This is a genomic window from Enterococcus sp. DIV1368b, assembly GCF_050529595.1.
GTDB lineage: Bacteria > Bacillota > Bacilli > Lactobacillales > Enterococcaceae > Enterococcus_B > Enterococcus_B mundtii.
Map to the genome: position 1 here is coordinate 996,251 of NZ_CP172883.1, position 17,367 is coordinate 1,013,617.

Consider the following 17,367-nt stretch of genomic DNA (forward strand, 5'->3'; position numbering starts at 1 on the left):
CATGGCCTACGAAACATTTGCCTTTATTTACGATGAAGTCATGGATGACGGGCTTTATGAACAATGGCTCGCATTTTCTAAACGCCATTTGCCTGAAACAACTAAAAACATCCTTGAACTAGCTTGTGGTACAGGAGCATTAGCTGTGGCTTTTGCCAAAGACGGCTACAATGTAACTGGTTTGGATCTATCAGAAGAAATGCTGATGATCGCCAGTCAACGTGCCTATGAAGAAGAAGCAACGGTACAATTTGTTGAAGGGAATATGTTAGATCTATCAGAGAGTGGGCAATACCAAGCCATCACTTGTTTCTCAGATTCTTTGTGCTATATGCAAAACGATCAAGAAGTACAACAAGTATTCGATGAAGTCTATCAGGCATTGGAAGAAAACGGCCGTTTCTTGTTTGATGTCCATTCCGTTTATCAAATCGATCAAGTATTTCCGGAGTATAGTTATCATTACCAAGGAGACGATTTTGCCTTTCTTTGGGACAGTTATACGGGGAAAGAAAAACATAGCATTGAACATTATTTGACATTCTTTGTCGAATCACAAGAAAAAGACGGTACGTTCACACGTGAGGATGAATTACATCAAGAACGTACGTATCCACTAGAAAACTACTTGCGGATGTTAGAGAATAGCGGATTTGCTAAAGTAGAAGTATTCGCTGATTTTACAGACGAAACACCTAACGAAGAATCCAGACGTTGGTTTTTTGTCGCCCAGAAAGAAGAAGGCGAAATTGACGAACTGTAGCAAACAATAAAAAGGAGAGACGGCTGGATCAAAAAGCTTAGTCTCTTCTTTTTTACTAGGCGAAAGGAGAAAAGCGAATGAAAGTATGTGGCATCATTGTTGAATATAATCCCTTTCACAATGGTCATCTTTACCATGTCCAACAAGCACGGGAACGAACCGGTGCCGATGTAGTGATTGCGGTGATGAGTGGCAATTTTTTGCAGCGAGGTGAACCGGCGATTTTAGATAAGTGGCAACGTGCAGAAGTAGCCTTGCAAAACGGAGTGGATCTCGTAGTTGAATTACCAATCGAGTGGGCAGTACAATCTGCTGATTATTTTGCCAAAGGAGCAGTTCAACTGTTGCAAAAATTAAACTGTGACTATTTATGTTTTGGAACAGAAGATGAAGCGACCTTCGATTATCAAGCATTCGGTCAATTTGTTTTGCACCATCAGGATCAAATCACCAAAGCTTTTCAAGAATTACCTGATCAGACAATGAGTTATCCGCAAAAGATGACACAGGTATTCAAACATGTCTACCCAGAAATCTCACTTGACTTTTCTTCACCCAATCATATTCTAGGGTTGAGCTATGCAAAAGAAAATGCTACGTATGAACATCCAATGGAATTAGTTCCGATCAACCGTAAAGGGGCTGGCTATCATGATGAAGACTTATCAGAAGAAACAATAGCCAGTGCCACAGCGATTCGTAAAGCACTAACTGAAAGTCGATCGATTTCTGCAACAGTTCCATCAGAGACAGAGACGTTTTTAAAAATAGCAAGTTTGCAAACTTGGACATCCTATTGGCCCTTGCTAAAATACCGTCTTCTTTCTTCCACCGTTGACTCGTTGCAAAAAATCTACCAGATGACGGAAGGTTTAGAGATCAGGATGTTAGAAGCGGCAAAGACAGCTAATACATTTTACGAGTTTGTCGAACAAGTCAAAACAAAACGCTATACGTGGACGAGGATCCAGCGCTTGTCATGCTACGTGTTATTAAATATCCAAAAAGAAGAGATGAGAGAGCAACAGATGCAAGAATACATCCATGTGTTGGGCTTTACAACAGCAGGTAGAGCATGTCTCAAAAATAAAAAAACCTTAGCCCTTTTTGCGAAAATCGGCAAAAAAGAAGCGCAAGTGGCAAAACTACTCGTTCGCAGTGATCAAATCTATCGCTTAGGTGGCGAGGTAGCGGAACAAGTATTTGGGCGAAAACCAGTCTTTATCGAAACGATCGAAGAGAAAAAAAGCTTCACATAAACCTGATTCACAAGTATAATGAAACAGGACGTTTTGTGTGTTCCCGCACGAATCAAAAAGAATCTATCTTATATCAAATCAGAAAGCGAAGTGAAACTATGGGACGTAAATGGGCCAATATCGTAGCTAAAAAAACAGCTAAAGATGCAAATAACAGCCGAGTTTATGCGAAGTTCGGAATTGAAATCTATGCAGCAGCAAAATCAGGTGACCCTGACCCACACGCTAACCAAAAACTACGTTTCGTCATTGAACGCGCTAAAACTTACAATGTACCAAAACATATCATCGACCGAGCAATCGAAAAAGCAAAAGGTTCAGGGGATGAAACATACTCTGAATTGCGCTATGAAGGATTTGGACCAAATGGCTCAATGGTGATCGTAGACACATTGACCAACAACGTCAACCGAACAGCCGCTGATGTGCGTGCAGCATTCGGTAAAAACGGCGGAAATATGGGCGTCTCTGGGGCAGTATCTTATATGTTCGACAATACCGCGATTTTTGGTTTTGCCGGTGAAGATGCAGATGAGATCTTAGAATACTTGATGGAAAAGGACATTGATGTGCGTGATGTCATGGAAGAAGATGGCCAAATCATCGTTTACGGAGAAGTGCCAGATTTCCACAGTATCCAAGAAGCACTAAAAGAAAAAGGCATCACTGACTTTTCAATTGCGGAGATCCAAATGATCCCTCAAAATGAAGTGACGTTGACTGGCGAAGACTTGGAACAATTCGAAAAAATGATCGATGTATTAGAAGATCTAGAAGATGTCCAACATGTCTTCCATAATGTTGCCTTAGAAGATTAATTGAATAAAGCGGATAGAAGAGGCCATGGCAGAAGTGTTTAGCCTCGAGAAATAAGGCGCCAGCCACGAAAATTGTTTTTCAAATTTTTGTGGCTGACGCCTTATTTCTGAAGATATACTTCTGTTCCCGCCGTTTGTTCAGTTTTAAGTGTTGTAAGAGGATGAATGTCCAGACACTTTTTTATTTTCCTAAAAAACAAACAGCCGTTATTCTGTTTGAAAAGCCATTGTCATGTTTTGCTTTTGATCTTTTATTTATCCAACTTTTTCTCGTAAAGGGATTTTTTGTCGATTCTAAAAATGAAGTATAGTCATACGATGTGAAAGAAAGAGAACAAGTACAGAGTAGCTAAATTAAAAATCCTGTGTTATTTGTTACAGTTTTTTTGTGATTTATTATCATTTCTATTTCAACCTGTGTTATTATTAAAGTATCGTGAGTAAACGAATAGTAATTTGATGTAGGCGGGGAAAGAATAATGGAAGCAAAAATTAATCTAGAGCCTTTCGAACGTATTCTAAGCGGTTACCAAAAAGTAGAAGAGTTGGCAGTCAATATCACCGATTGCTCAAAGCTTGCACAAAAATATGCACCTTATGGGGTAGAAGGCTATCGTTTAGGAAACTATATAGGCACAGGCTATTTGAATCGTTACCTAGAATGTATGGTTGATCGCGCGCCCATGCTGATCTATAAAAAAAAATATTTGATTCCATTGCTTTTTCGACGTTCTGACTCAGCATTTCAGTTGTTTGAAGAAGATTATCGGATGGAAGCTTTCTTTTTATTATTGGACTGGAGTCTGAAGCATCAACCAGAAAAGATATTGATTGAGACAAGTCAAAAAGTAGATACGAAAAAAGAAAAAGTCATTGATACAGCTTATTTGGCTTTTCGTGTATCAGAAATATTGGATAGTGGGGGTTACCCGATCAGTAATTTCCAAACAGTCGAACAATTTATGGATTGGAATCGTATTTATCGTCTGATCGATAATGGAGGGATTGGTCGCCATAGTAAAGTATTTGACCCAGAATATCCCGAAAATATCGAAGAATTGCGAATGATCGTCTCACTTGTTCGTTTGAAATACCCAAACACAGATTTGATGTTGTGACCGATAGATGAATAAAAAGAGGCAGAGACAGAAGTGTTTAGCCTCGAGAAATAAGGCGCCAGCCACGAAAATTGTTTTTTCAATTTTTGTGGCTGGCGCCTTATTTTTTGAAGAGGTTACTTCTGTTCTCGCCTTATATTCAGTTTAAAGTGGTGGGAGAGGACTGATTCCCCTGATGCTTTTTATTTTTAATAACGAATCAATCTAAAGCGAGAGACTCATGATTTTCAGTAGCCATTGTTTGTAGAAAAGAAGCGTCTTTCGCTGATGTGAAGAGGATCAATTCATGCATAGCACGCGTACACATCGTATATAAGATTTGTTTGTCATGACCTGAATTAAAATGTGCATCATCGACATTCCATAAAAAGACTCGGTCAAATTCTAATCCTTTTGCTAGATAAGCAGGAAGAAGAATAATTGAACGTTTCATAAAATCAGACTCGTCCGCAATCAATTGGACTTGATCTTTTAGCGAACTAGGCAATTGTTCATAGAGTGCTTCACATTCAGCGATCGTTTTACCAATGATCGCAGTACGCCAATATTTTGCTTGCTCTTTCGTGTCAATGATCGTTTGTTCCAACCAATTGATTTTACTTACAGATGAATCACTTTGGACGATCAACGGTAGGCGACCTTCACGAGCCGTTGTTTCTACAAGATTGTCGTGAGCTAAGAAATGATTGGCAAAATCAGTGATTTGCTTCGTGGAGCGATAGCTCGTCGTCAATTGGAATTGGGTCACTTCTTTCTCTGGGAAAAGCGACTCTAGCGAACCAGTGATCGTCTCGTTCCCAAAAACATTTTGGTTCAGATCCCCACAAAATGTTAGATTGGCAGTTGGATAGATTGATTGCAGCAATGCGACCTGCGAAGGAGCAAAATCTTGCATTTCATCAATGAAAATATACCTTGCCTTTTGTGTGACTGATACAGGATGGATTCGACGCATCAATAGGAAGTACAAGACGGCGTCTTCCTGCGGCAATTCTCTTTTCCGTAAGTTCATTTTGACTTCTTGAAGATGTTCGTTCCAAGAAGTTTCGCTGATTCCATGTGCGGTTAACATCGTTTTAGGAATCGTTTGTAAAAAGTGAAGAAACTGTTTCGGTAAGTTGACGAATTGATAATGTAAAATTCCTCGGTGAACTTTACGGAATCTTTTTTTCACGATTTGATTCGTGAGTTTTTTACGCAATGATTTTTCTTTTTGTTCGGTGTATTCTAAATTTGGATCGGTTGCATATAGTTCTTGAAGTTGTTCTTCTGCAAGTTCTTTGACCCATTTCTGACGGGTTTCATCCTTTTGCAGGCCGCCCAATTTTTTCAATAACTTTGTCTGTAATAAAGATAGACGTTGATGCAATGGAAGTAGTTCATTGGTTTCTTGGTACCATCTTCGGATCGCTTCTTTGGATAGGATCGTTCGACCATTGATTTTCATCTCACGGAACAATGGACCAAAATCAGTGATCGTCTGGATGTAAGTCTCAAGATGATCCACGAAAGTCAATCCGGATTTCAACGTTTTTATCGGGTCATCAGCACCAGAAAGGAAACCGACTTCTTGTTGTTCTTCTTCAGTCAACTCAAATTCAGGAACCAATTGCTGTAAATAATTTTTGAAGGTTTGTGTCGGAACACCACTTTCACCAAGAGATGGTAAAACAGTGGAGATGTAATCAGAAAACAGATGGTTTGGTGAGAACAATAAGACGTTCTCAGCATCCAGCCATTTCCGATTGTGATAAAGGATGAATGCGATACGTTGAAGTAATGCTGAAGTCTTACCGCTTCCAGCAATTCCTTCGATCAGCATCACTTTACTGTTGGTGTCACGGATGATGGCATTTTGTGCTTTTTGGATCGTTGAAACGATGTTTTTCATGTGAGCACTTGATGCGTCATCCAAGATTTCTAATAGAAAATCATCATTGATGACTTCAGATGTATCGACCATAGAGACGATTTTTCCTTCAACGATTTTGAACTGTCGTTTCAAGAGAAGTTCGACGTCGATTTTTTCGACATCTGTTTCATAAAAAGCAGGACCGATTTCTCCTTCGTAATACAGGTTAGCGATCGGTGCACGCCAGTCGATCACGATGGTTTCTTCTTCTGTATCTCTCAATGAGGCGATGCCAAGATAGAGAGTTTCTTTTTCCGTCTCTTCTTTGAAATCGATACGAGCAAAGTAAGGACTGTCTTTCATTACTTCTAATGTTTGCAGACGTTTTTGCTGAGATTCTAATGTGTGGTATTTTAAAAGCAATTCTTGTTCATGTTGGCGGTATTCGACCACTGACTCATAAAAAGACTCGTTGGAGCCGCTACGTATTTTGTGATTAGCTGTTTCTTTTGTGGAGTCATTCATTTTTTCAGTCAAGTCGCTTAATTTGCGATTCAATAGGCGTTGTTCAAGTTGGATCATTTGTGTGGTTTCTTCCACATGCTGTTGTTCTAATTGTCTTTCATTCATTGCATCGTTTACTCCTTCCGCCGTAAATAACGAATTAAAAGTATAGCACAGTTTGACTAAAAAAGGTACACAAGTGAGTTAACTAAAAATAAACGTCAAACTACATGAGAGTGATAGTTGTTTTCATTTAGGGGTTTTTAGTTCAAATGGCTTTAGAGAACAGGTATTCTAAATGTGGAGAAAGGAGCTGAACGAAATGACACATTTTAAAAAATTTGCGATGACACTACTGATTGGAGCGGTGGCCCTCATCAGTGAGTTTATGTTCGACCGTCCTCGCCTTGCGTTTATGATCATTGCTATCACCGGTGGTACACTCGCCTTCTTGATGTTTGTCGAAATGATCAAAACGCTACGTTCAGGGAAATATGGGGTCGATATTTTAGCAATTACAGCTATTGTTGCGACATTGCTCGTCAATGAATATTGGGCGAGTTTGATGATTTTGATCATGTTGACAGGTGGCGAAAGTTTGGAAGACTATGCACAAAAAAAAGCAGGTCAGGAATTGCAATCCCTATTAGATAATACGCCAAGAACTGCCCATAAATTGCAAGGAGATCAACAACTGGATGTTGCGGTAGACACACTTGAGATCGGCGATCATCTGGTGATCAAACCAGGGGAAATCGTTCCAGCTGACGGACGAGTGATCATGGGGGAATCTACTTTTGACGAAGCGTCATTGACTGGAGAAGCAAAACCGATGAGCAAGAAAGTCGGTGATGAATTGATGTCCGGTTCGGTCAATGGGGACTCATCTGTCAAAATGGTGGTTGAGAAACGGGCAGAAGATAGCCAGTATCAATTAATTATCAAACTAGTAGAGGAATCGAAAGAAAAACCCGCACGTTTTGTCCGTCTAGCAGATCGTTATGCTGTTCCCTTTACTCTGATCGCTTATGTGATCGGTGGGATCGCTTGGTGGGTCAGTGGTGATCCTGTGCGCTTTGCGCAAGTCTTAGTTGTAGCATCACCATGTCCATTGATTTTGGCTGCACCTGTCGCTCTAGTAGCGGGAATGAGTCGCTCAAGTAAAAGTGGGATCGTTGTCAAGACTGGTACCGCTGTGGAAAAATTAGCAGAGACCAAAACGATTGCGTTTGATAAGACAGGAACGATCACCAAAGGGATACTTGAAGTAACGGGTGTCGCTCCAGTTGATGGGTTTTCAGAAGTGGAATTATTACGTGTAGCGGCGAGTGCGGAACAAGGCTCAGCCCATATCTTGGCCCGTTCCTTAGTTCAAGCAGTTCCCCAATTGTTACCAGTCACTGATTTAAAAGAAATCTCAGGGCAAGGGATTACAGCTACGGTTGATGGCATGCAGGTTAAAGTAGGGAATGCACGCTTTATTGATGTTCCGGAAGCTAAAACAGATACGACTGCGATCTATGTGGCAATTGATGGAAAATATGCCGGAACGATCTACTTCTCAGACACGATCCGTCCAGAAGCAAGTAAAACAATCGCAAACTTGAAAGCTCAAGGCATCACCGACTTACTGATGGTGACTGGGGATGGTCGTACGGTTGCAGAAGCAATTGCCGAGGAAGTTGGCTTGACCGAAGTTCATGCACGTTGTTTACCACAAGATAAATTAACGATTTTAACTAGTATCCCCAAAGAAAAGCGGCCTGTCACGATGGTAGGAGATGGTGTCAATGATGCTCCTGCCTTGACTGTCGCGGATGTAGGCATCGCGATGGGCGCCCATGGCTCAACTGCTGCAAGTGAAAGCGCAGATGTCGTCATTTTAAAGGATGATTTAGAACGAGTGGCAGAAGCAGTGATGATTTCTCGGGAAACGATGAAAGTAGCGAAACAATCTGTTTTGATCGGTATCTTTGTTTGTGTCTTTTTGATGATTGTTGCCAGTACAGGAGTCATTCCAGCGTTGTTTGGCGCGATGCTTCAAGAAGTGGTTGATACAGTTTCCATTTTAAGTGCATTGCGTGCAAAAAAGTCAGCGAAACAAAAACAACATTCCATGATCATACAAAATTAAAGGCAAAATGATAAAAGAGACTTTTCAGCAAAATCTTTTTGCGGTATGATGCAAAGAGAGAAGCAACACTTGATCAATAAAAGAGCAAACCATGAAAGGAAGTTGAGAATATGCCATTCGTACACGTAGAATTAGTCGAAGGACGTAGCCCAGAACAATTAGAGAACATGATGAAAGATATCACCGAGGCTGTCCATAAAAATACGCAAGCACCAAAAGAACACATTCATGTGATTATCAACGAAATGAAAAAAGGCACATATGGTGTCAATGGTGAATGGAAAAAATAAGTGAATTCGAGACTTGATTTTTTGAAATAATAGTGGTTAAATAAACACATAGATGATTGATGAGAAAGACAACTGAATTTGAGAGTCTTCGATAAGAGAGGAAAAGCTAGGCTGAAACTTTTCCAGGAGAAAACCAAAGGATGACCACTTTCGAAACCTTTGTTGAAACAGAGGCGGTCGTACCGTTATCACGCTTGAGGAATACGCATGTCGTATTCAAAATTAGGTGGAACCACGAATTTTTCGTCCTAGTATCTGTACAGATACTAGGACTTTTTTTTATTGGTGGCGAAGCTAAAAACGGAAATTTAAAGGAGGAACCCCTATGATAAAAATGACATTTCCTGATGGTGCAGTCAAAGAGTTTGCGCCAGGGATCACCACTGCAGAAATTGCAGAAAGTATTTCTAAAAGTTTAGCCAAAAAAGCCTTAGCTGGAAAAGTGAATGGCGAACTGATCGACTTGAACCGTGGGATCGAAGAGGATGGCTCAATCGAGATTGTGACACCTGATCATGAAGACGCACTTGCTTTGATTCGTCATTCAAGTGCTCATTTGATGGCACAAGCCATGCGCCGTTTATATCCAAATATCCACTTTGGTGTAGGACCAGCAATCGATTCAGGATTTTACTACGATACTGATAACGGTGAGAGCCAAGTCAGTGCCGAAGACCTACCAGCGATCGAAGCGGAAATGATGGCGATCGTCAAAGAAAATTTGCCGATCGAACGTCGTGTGTTATCAAAACAAGAAGCATTAGAAATCTTTGCAAGTGACCCTTATAAAGTGGAACTGATCAGCGAATTACCAGAAGACGAAGTAATCACGGCTTACCAACAAGGAGAGTTCATCGACTTATGCCGTGGCCCACATGTCCCTTCAACTGGTCGGATCCAAGTCTTCAAATTATTATCTGTAGCAGGAGCTTACTGGCGTGGAAATTCAAATAACCAAATGATGCAACGTGTTTATGGAACAGCATTTTTTGATAAAAAGGCGTTAAAAGAGTTTATCCAAATGCGCGAAGAAGCTAAAGAAAGAGACCATCGCAAATTAGGAAAAGAATTAGAATTATTCATGGTAGCACCTGAAGTTGGTTCTGGTTTACCTTTCTGGTTACCAAAAGGTGCAACAATCCGTCGTACGATCGAACGTTACATCGTAGACAAAGAAATCAGTTTAGGCTATCAACATGTGTATACACCGATCATGGGTGACGTAGAGTTATACAAAACTTCAGGACACTGGGATCATTACCAAGAAGACATGTTCCCGCCAATGGATATGGGAGATGGCGAGATGCTCGTGCTACGCCCAATGAACTGCCCACATCACATGATGGTCTACAAAAATACGATCCATTCATACCGTGAGTTACCGATCCGTATCGCAGAACTTGGTATGATGCACCGTTATGAAAAATCAGGTGCGTTGTCTGGTTTACAACGTGTACGTGAAATGACATTGAATGACGGACACACATTTGTTCGTCCCGATCAAATCAAAGATGAATTCAAGCGTACGTTGGAGTTGATGGTCGCAGTTTACGCTGATTTCAATATTACAGACTATCGCTTCCGTTTAAGCTACCGTGATCCAAACAACACAGACAAATATTTTGACGATGATGCCATGTGGGAAAAAGCACAGATCATGTTAAAAGCTGCGATGGATGAAATGGAACTTGACTATTTCGAAGCGGAAGGAGAAGCAGCCTTCTATGGACCAAAATTAGATGTCCAAGTTAAAACAGCATTGGGAACAGAAGAAACATTATCAACGATCCAATTAGACTTCTTGTTACCAGAACGCTTTGATTTAACTTATGTAGGAGAAGATGGCGAAAATAATCATCGCCCGGTCGTTATCCACCGAGGCATCGTTTCAACAATGGAACGCTTTGTGGCATACTTGACAGAAGTATACAAAGGCGCATTCCCAACTTGGTTGGCACCGATCCAAGCAACGATCATCCCAGTTTCAGTTGATGCTCATTCAGATTACGCTTATGAAATCAAAGAACGTCTACAAATGAAAGGCTTACGTGTAGAAGTCGACGATCGCAATGAAAAAATGGGCTATAAGATCCGTGCCTCACAAACGCAAAAAATCCCATACCAAATCGTAGTTGGGGATAAAGAAGTGGCAGATGCAACAGTCAATATCCGCCGATATGGTAGTAAAGAAACTGCTGTAGAGGACTTGAATATCTTTGTCGATGCAATGGCAGAAGAGGTTCATAATTACAGCCGTTAAGACGAGTTCGCAAGAGAACCAACGCCTAATTTAATAAAAACAGGAAGGACAACAAAGAATTGTTCCTTCCTGTTTTTTTATGGGGCACTTATTACACACGTCAAAACGCTAGATCGTGCTAAAAAAATGTATTAGATAAATAAGGGGGAACGTAGAGAATGTATCAACCGATCCAACCGCATCATCTGTTTCAGCAGTCGTATGAAGAAAAGATAGATTATAGAGAAACGGTTCTCCCAGACTTAGCAGATGTCTTGGTGTGTATGTGGGAATCTATTGCAAAGGATATTCTCTATTTTCTTGTTTAGTATGAGAATTGTTTGCCTTTGAGTATGATATAATGACATAGACATTTAGAAAAAGGGATGTGTATGAGATGAGCGTAGTGAGTCGCATTGAAAGTATGATGAATGACTATTCTTCTGCCGAAAGAAAACTAGCAGATTATATCGTAACACATGTAGAAAAAATACCAACGATGACAGCCAATGAGCTAGCAGAAGCGGCGGGCCTGAGCGCTCCCACAGTTGTTCGTTTCTCCAAAAAACTTGGCTTTCAAAGTTTAACGGATTTTAAAATCACTATTTCCACCGAACTACAAGCAGGTATCGTGGAAGGATTCAGTGATATTGAACCAAATGAATCATTTTATTCGATCAAACATAAATTAGGGAATAATGCGCAAGTGGCGATCAAAGAAACCGTGGATATTTTAGAAGAAGAGATGATCCAACGTGTCGTTGAGCGTCTGGAAGAAGCACAAACAGTTTATCTATATGGTGTGGGCGCATCTTCTTTAGTGGTTGAGGATATCCTCCAAAAATGGTCACGTGTAGGAAAACCAATCATTTTTGAAAAAGACATCCACGTCTTATTGCCACAATTAGTGAGTAATGAGACCAAAAAAGTCCTATGGCTTGTCTCTAACTCAGGAAACAGCAAAGAAGTGGTGATGATCGGACAGTTAGCCAAAGAAATGGGTATCGATGTTATCGCATTGACTCAATTTGGAAATAACCGATTAAGTAAATTGGCCGATGTCGTTGTCCAGACATCAAGACCAAAAGAAATCACGAACCGAAGTGCAGCAACTAACTCATTATTGGCTCAATTTGCAACGATTGATATCATTTTTTATCTTTATATGGCAAAGAATGAAAAATTAACGGAGAAAGTCACTCAAACCAAAGAAGTGATCAAAAATTATGTCAAACAAAAATGAAATAACAGATGATAGTTTTCCACAATGTCATATTTGTTTCCATTGTTTCACAGTAAAAGAAAACTTTATTTTCAAAAATAACCATATTTTTTAAAGTTTTTTAGAATCCATTTGTGTGACACATTGCTTGTTTGTGAAACAAACTAGTCTTTTTGGGGTCGAGAATTAAAGAATTTCTTGCGGATCAGGATTTTACTTTTTAATTTTGTTTTTTTTAGGTACAATGGAGCCTATAAGTAGGCGAAAAAGAAGGAATGATGAAAAGTTTTATGAAAAAAAATACAAATAATTCTTGGTTAGATCGAATAAAAAAAGGAACACAAGAACCAAAAAATAAAACGTTTCGACGTTCACATGTTCCCTTTCGTTTAAATTTCCTTTTTTTCATTATATTTACGTTGTTCGTGTCATTGATTGCTCGATTAGGTTATTTGCAGATCGTAAACAGTGAGGAACTAGAAGCAAAAGTCAAATCATCTTCGTCTCTAACGGTACAAGTAAGTTCACCCCGAGGCATGATCTATGATGCCACTGGGAAAGCTTTGGTGACAAATCAAGCCAACCAAGCAATCACATTCACGAGAGGCAGAAATATGACAGCGGAGGATTTGCTGAAAACAGCAAATACCTTGACACAGTTGATCGATATGCCAGTGGATGAAAACTTGACTACACGTGATAAGAAGGATTTTTGGTTAGCAGACCCCGATCATTTGAAAGCTGCGACTGAACGCCTATCGGCAAAAGAAAAAAGCTTGAGCACGAGTGAACAATACCAAGCAACTGTAGATAAAGTGACAGATGAGGAAATCAATTTCAATGAGGAACAATTGAAAGCAGCAACGATTTTTAAACGAATGAATAATGCTTATGAATTGAATACAGTTTTCATCAAAAATTCTGGTGTTACAGATCAAGAATTGGCGATTGTGGCAGAACATGCATCAGACCTGCCAGGTGTTTCAACAGGAACTGACTGGGTACGTCAGTATAATGCGGCGGATTCCATCAAGAGTATTCTAGGAAGCGTAACGTCAGAAAAACAAGGCTTACCTGCCGATCAAGTAGAAGAATTCTTGGCAAAAGGCTACTCACGTAATGACCGAGTAGGCCAAAGCTATTTAGAAAAACAATATGAAGATGTCTTGCAAGGAACAAAGACTCAATATGAAATCACTTTAGATAACAATGGAAATGTCATCCAACAAAAAGAGTTGTATGCAGGAGAAAAAGGATCGAATTTGATGTTATCGATCAATGCAGAGTTCCAAGCGAAGGTCGAAGAAATTCTTAGAAACAATTATCAAAAATTAGTCGATAATGGAAAAGCCCAATACTCACCAGGTGCGTATGTAGTCGCGATGAATCCTCAAACGGGTGAAGTATTAGCGATGACGGGTTTCAGCCATGAGCAAGGCTCAAAAGAGTTGACTGAAAATGCCCTTGGTACGATCACGAATGCCTTTGTTCCAGGATCTGTTGTAAAGGCAGGTACGTTAGCCGCCGGTTGGCAAAGTGGCGTGATCAGCGGTAATCAAGTATTAGTAGATGAACCAATTCGATTACAGGGCTCTTCAGAAAAAAGTTCCGTCTTCAATCGTACTGGATCTGTACCGTTGGATGTGGTCCAAGCGTTAGAGCTTTCATCAAATACCTATATGATCAAAGTAGCGTTGAAGATGCTAGGGTTAGAGTACGTACCAAATATGGGCTTACCTAGTCTAAGTGAAGAGGCACAAGCGTATGAACAATTGCGTGACGGCTTTAAACAAGTTGGACTTGGAACAGTCACAGGGATCGATTTACCAAATGAGTCTGCGGGGATCTCACACTCTGTTGAATACATGAAGAAATTCAATGCAGACAACGGACAAGACTGGTTCACACCAGGAAACTTTACTGACTTGGCATTTGGCCAGTTCGATACGTATACCCCGATCCAGTTAGCGCAATATGCTGCAACGGTGGCGAACGGTGGAAAAAGAATCCAACCACGCATTGTCAAAGGCATTTACGGAAACGACGAGAATGGTAACTTAGGTGAAGTGAAAAAAGAGATGGAACCAGTTGTCGAAAATACAGTAGACGTGTCTCCTGAAGAGATGGCCCTTTTACGTGAAGGATTCCATCAAGTAGTCCATGGAACAAATAACTACACGACTGCTCGATCATTAGCAGATGCAAAAATGGATCTTTCTGCTAAAACAGGGACAGCCGAAACAGTCGCTGAAGGTCATCCCGATATCGTAACAGTCAATAGTAATATCGTGGCCTACGGACCAACAGAAAATCCTGAGATTGCGGTAAGTGTTGTCTTACCAAACCTGCTAGATGAAAAAGACCATATGAATTCGGTCATAGCCAAAGAGATCATGAATGCTTATTACGATATGTTCATGGCAAACAGATAACAGAGGTCAGAGCAGAAGTATTTAGCCTCAAGAAATAAGGCGTCATCCACAAAGATTTTGTGGATGGCGCCTTATTTTCGAAGAGCTTACTTCTGCTCCCTCTGTTTATTTGGTTTTAAGTGGTGCGAGAGGACGAATGCCCCAGATGGATTTTTTATAATGAAAGTAATTTTTCAAGGTAATTCGCCAAACCGTCTTCTTCATTTGTTTGCTCAGTGACATCGTTGGCTACGCCTTTTAGTTGCTCAGTCCCATTAGCCATTGCCACACCCCAGCCCGCATATTCAAGAAGTTCTAAGTCATTGTGTTCATCACCAAAAGCAATCACATCTTTTTGTTCGATCGATAGATAATTCGCTACTTGATGGATTCCTTTCGCTTTTTCGATCCCTTTTGAAACAATCTCCAGTATCGCCATTGGGCCACCCCAAGTCCTTACATCGACATGCTTCCCAAATTGACGTGTTAGTTCGGCAGAAACTTGTTCAGCATATTGTTTTTCTGTACGTACCAATAAGGACGTAGGGTTAGTTGTTAGATTTCGTGGAGACAGTAGGTTTTCTGGTTTAGGATTTGGTGAAGCAAAGAATTTTGCGTCAAAAAAATCAAAAGTATCGATAAAGAAAGTGTCGCGATTCTCCGCAGCAATAAAATCTAGATTCAATTGATTTTTTTGCGCTAAGATCTCAAAAACAATCTCTTTATTGATCAATGTTTCTTGCTCCCCAGCCCATTGTTGGTTTGGGATATGCACAAGCGCACCGTTAAAGTTGACCATCGGTGTTGTCAATTCTAACTGTTGATAATATTGATAACTCATTCGATAAGGACGTCCTGTTGCAATACTGACATGATGGCCAGCATCAATGGCTTTTCTCAATGTTTCTTGGGTTTTAGAAGTAATGATCGACTCAGGATTCAACGTTGTTCCATCCAAGTCGATCGCAATCAATTTTTTGTTCAATGCTGTCATTCCTTTCAAACAACGATTTGTTTTAGTCTAGCATATTTCAATGAATAAACAAGGTGCAGATCTTTCTGAAAAATAATTGCTTTGAAGCAAAAATAGAAAATAAGAAACGAAATCAACCTAAACACGAACATTAAAAGATTAAAATGGTATTTCATAAAGATTTATGTTGAAAAACGAATGAAATGTCTATATAATTTATAAATGTTCGACGGAAAATTATATTTGGATTTATTTTTACATATTATATAGTCCGTTAGAAAAAATCAGGGAGTGGAAATTTTTATGGAAAAGTTTTTCCAACTAAAGAAAAATAATACAAATGTACCAACAGAAATAATGGCGGGTGTCACGACATTTTTTGCCATGAGTTATATATTATTTGTTAATCCGACGATCTTGTCAGCTGCTGGCATGCCATTTCAGGCAGTCTTTTTAGCGACGATCATTGCTTCGATCATCGGTACTTTAGTTATGGGATTATTTGCTAATGTGCCGTATGCACAAGCCCCTGGAATGGGTTTGAATGCTTTCTTCACGTTTACAGTTGTTTTTGGATTAGGTTATTCTTGGCAAGAAGCATTAGCCATGGTCTTTATTTGTGGGTTGATCAATGTATTTATTACAGTAACAAATATTCGGAAAATGATCATCCATGCCATTCCTGAGAGTTTACAACATGCAATTGGCGGTGGTATCGGAATTTTTGTTGCATACGTTGGGATCAAAAATGCTGGCTTTTTGTCTTTTTCTGCAGATCAATCAGCGATTTCTAGCTCTGTGGTTGACAACGGTCAAGTAACCAACGTGACCATCAATGGTGGCATCGTTCCAGAACTTGCAAACTTCAATAATGCGCCAATCTTATTAGCAGTCATCGGGCTAGTATTGACAGCGATTTTAGTGGTTAAAAATATCCGTGGCGCGATCTTGATCGGGATCGTTGTAACGACGATCATCGGGATTTTGATGGGGGTCGTTGATCTAGGAGCGATCGACTGGGAACAAAATTCTTTGGGGAATTCGATCAATGAACTGGGAACAACCTTTGGTGCGGCATTCGGTGCGGAAGGGATGCAATCATTATTTAGTGATAGCTCTAAGATTCCACAAGTACTGATGACGATCATCGCATTTAGTTTATCCGATACATTTGATACGATCGGAACATTCATCGGTACCGGTAGACGTACAGGAATCTTCTCTAAAGAAGATGAAGAAGCTTTAGAAGACGGTCGAGGATTTAGAACAAAAATGGATAAAGCGTTGTTTGCTGATGCAATCGCCACATCGATCGGTGCGATTTTTGGAACATCGAATACTACGACTTATGTTGAATCGGCAGCTGGAATCGGTGCTGGTGGACGTACAGGTTTGACTTCAGTCGTCGTAGCTGCATTATTTGCTTTGAGTAGTTTATTCTCTCCACTGATTGCTATTGTACCAGCACAAGCGACTGCACCAGCATTGATCTTAGTTGGTGTGATGATGATGGCTTCGTTTGCTGATATCAATTGGTTAGATATGGAAGAAGCATTACCTGCCTTTTTTGCTTCGATCTTCATGGGATTAGCTTACAGCATCTCATACGGAATCGCTGCTGGATTTATCTTCTATACGATCATGAAAGTAGTCAAAGGCAAAACTAGTGAGATTTCATTTGCTTTATGGGTTGTTGATATTTTATTCATCCTCAACTTCGTTATTTTAGCAATCATTTAAATGACAAAAAATAGGGGTAAAGAGTAAGCTAACTCTTTGCTTCT

Annotated in this window: 13 protein-coding genes; 11 read left to right on the plus strand and 2 right to left on the minus strand. The window is 40.1% G+C overall.

Annotation, left to right across the window (positions count from 1 at the left end; all coding sequences use genetic code 11):
* The first annotated feature begins 1 nt into the window (after position 1).
* From IGJ19_RS04710 to IGJ19_RS04725, 4 genes are all read left to right on the plus strand, one after another.
* Positions 2-763, plus strand: coding sequence for a class I SAM-dependent DNA methyltransferase (locus IGJ19_RS04710; protein ID WP_066025699.1), 762 nt, complete (start codon positions 2-4; stop codon positions 761-763).
* A 77-nt stretch (positions 764-840) separates the two neighbouring features.
* Complete coding sequence (locus IGJ19_RS04715) at positions 841-2,022, plus strand: nucleotidyltransferase (protein WP_071866011.1); 1,182 nt, start codon at positions 841-843, stop codon at positions 2,020-2,022.
* 98 nt (positions 2,023-2,120) lie between these two features.
* Complete coding sequence (locus tag IGJ19_RS04720; RefSeq protein ID WP_029594248.1) at positions 2,121-2,840, plus strand: YebC/PmpR family DNA-binding transcriptional regulator; 720 nt, start codon at positions 2,121-2,123, stop codon at positions 2,838-2,840.
* 479 nt (positions 2,841-3,319) lie between these two features.
* Positions 3,320-3,958 carry a hypothetical protein gene (locus IGJ19_RS04725; RefSeq protein WP_071866062.1) on the plus strand — a complete coding sequence of 213 codons (639 nt, stop codon included), beginning with the start codon at positions 3,320-3,322 and terminating at the stop codon, positions 3,956-3,958.
* 199 nt (positions 3,959-4,157) lie between these two features.
* Here IGJ19_RS04725 and helD read toward each other — a convergent pair whose 3' ends face one another.
* The gene (gene helD, locus IGJ19_RS04730; RefSeq protein ID WP_195514480.1) at positions 4,158-6,440 is read right to left on the minus strand and encodes an RNA polymerase recycling motor HelD; all 2,283 of its coding nucleotides are present in this window, start codon (positions 6,438-6,440) and stop codon (positions 4,158-4,160) included.
* 196 nt (positions 6,441-6,636) lie between these two features.
* Between helD and IGJ19_RS04735 the strand changes: the two genes are divergently transcribed.
* The 6 genes from IGJ19_RS04735 to IGJ19_RS04760 all read left to right on the plus strand — a co-directional run bounded on the left by IGJ19_RS04735 (position 6,637) and on the right by IGJ19_RS04760 (position 14,631).
* Positions 6,637-8,448: a heavy metal translocating P-type ATPase gene (locus IGJ19_RS04735; RefSeq protein ID WP_430604443.1), complete on the plus strand. Its 1,812-nt coding sequence runs from the start codon at positions 6,637-6,639 to the stop codon at positions 8,446-8,448.
* Positions 8,449-8,558: 110 nt separating this feature from the next.
* Positions 8,559-8,738 (plus strand): 2-hydroxymuconate tautomerase, encoded by a 180-nt coding sequence (locus IGJ19_RS04740; protein WP_002287649.1) that lies wholly within the window; start codon positions 8,559-8,561, stop codon positions 8,736-8,738.
* 325 nt (positions 8,739-9,063) lie between these two features.
* Positions 9,064-10,998: a threonine--tRNA ligase gene (thrS, locus tag IGJ19_RS04745; protein WP_347081612.1), complete on the plus strand. Its 1,935-nt coding sequence runs from the start codon at positions 9,064-9,066 to the stop codon at positions 10,996-10,998.
* Between the two features lie 158 nt (positions 10,999-11,156).
* Entirely contained in the window at positions 11,157-11,306 is a 150-nt protein-coding gene (locus tag IGJ19_RS04750) for a hypothetical protein (RefSeq protein WP_254905400.1), read from the plus strand.
* A 68-nt stretch (positions 11,307-11,374) separates the two neighbouring features.
* The gene (locus tag IGJ19_RS04755; protein ID WP_034688402.1) at positions 11,375-12,220 is read left to right on the plus strand and encodes a MurR/RpiR family transcriptional regulator; all 846 of its coding nucleotides are present in this window, start codon (positions 11,375-11,377) and stop codon (positions 12,218-12,220) included.
* Positions 12,221-12,474: 254 nt separating this feature from the next.
* A complete protein-coding gene (locus IGJ19_RS04760) occupies positions 12,475-14,631 on the plus strand; it encodes a peptidoglycan D,D-transpeptidase FtsI family protein (protein WP_430604444.1) in 2,157 nt (718 codons plus the stop codon).
* Between the two features lie 154 nt (positions 14,632-14,785).
* Here the strand turns inward: IGJ19_RS04760 and IGJ19_RS04765 are convergent, their stop codons facing one another.
* Complete coding sequence (locus tag IGJ19_RS04765; protein WP_010735846.1) at positions 14,786-15,595, minus strand: Cof-type HAD-IIB family hydrolase; 810 nt, start codon at positions 15,593-15,595, stop codon at positions 14,786-14,788.
* Positions 15,596-15,886: 291 nt separating this feature from the next.
* Between IGJ19_RS04765 and IGJ19_RS04770 the strand changes: the two genes are divergently transcribed.
* Positions 15,887-17,323 (plus strand): NCS2 family permease, encoded by a 1,437-nt coding sequence (locus tag IGJ19_RS04770; RefSeq protein ID WP_071866067.1) that lies wholly within the window; start codon positions 15,887-15,889, stop codon positions 17,321-17,323.
* The last annotated feature ends 44 nt before the right edge of the window (positions 17,324-17,367 follow it).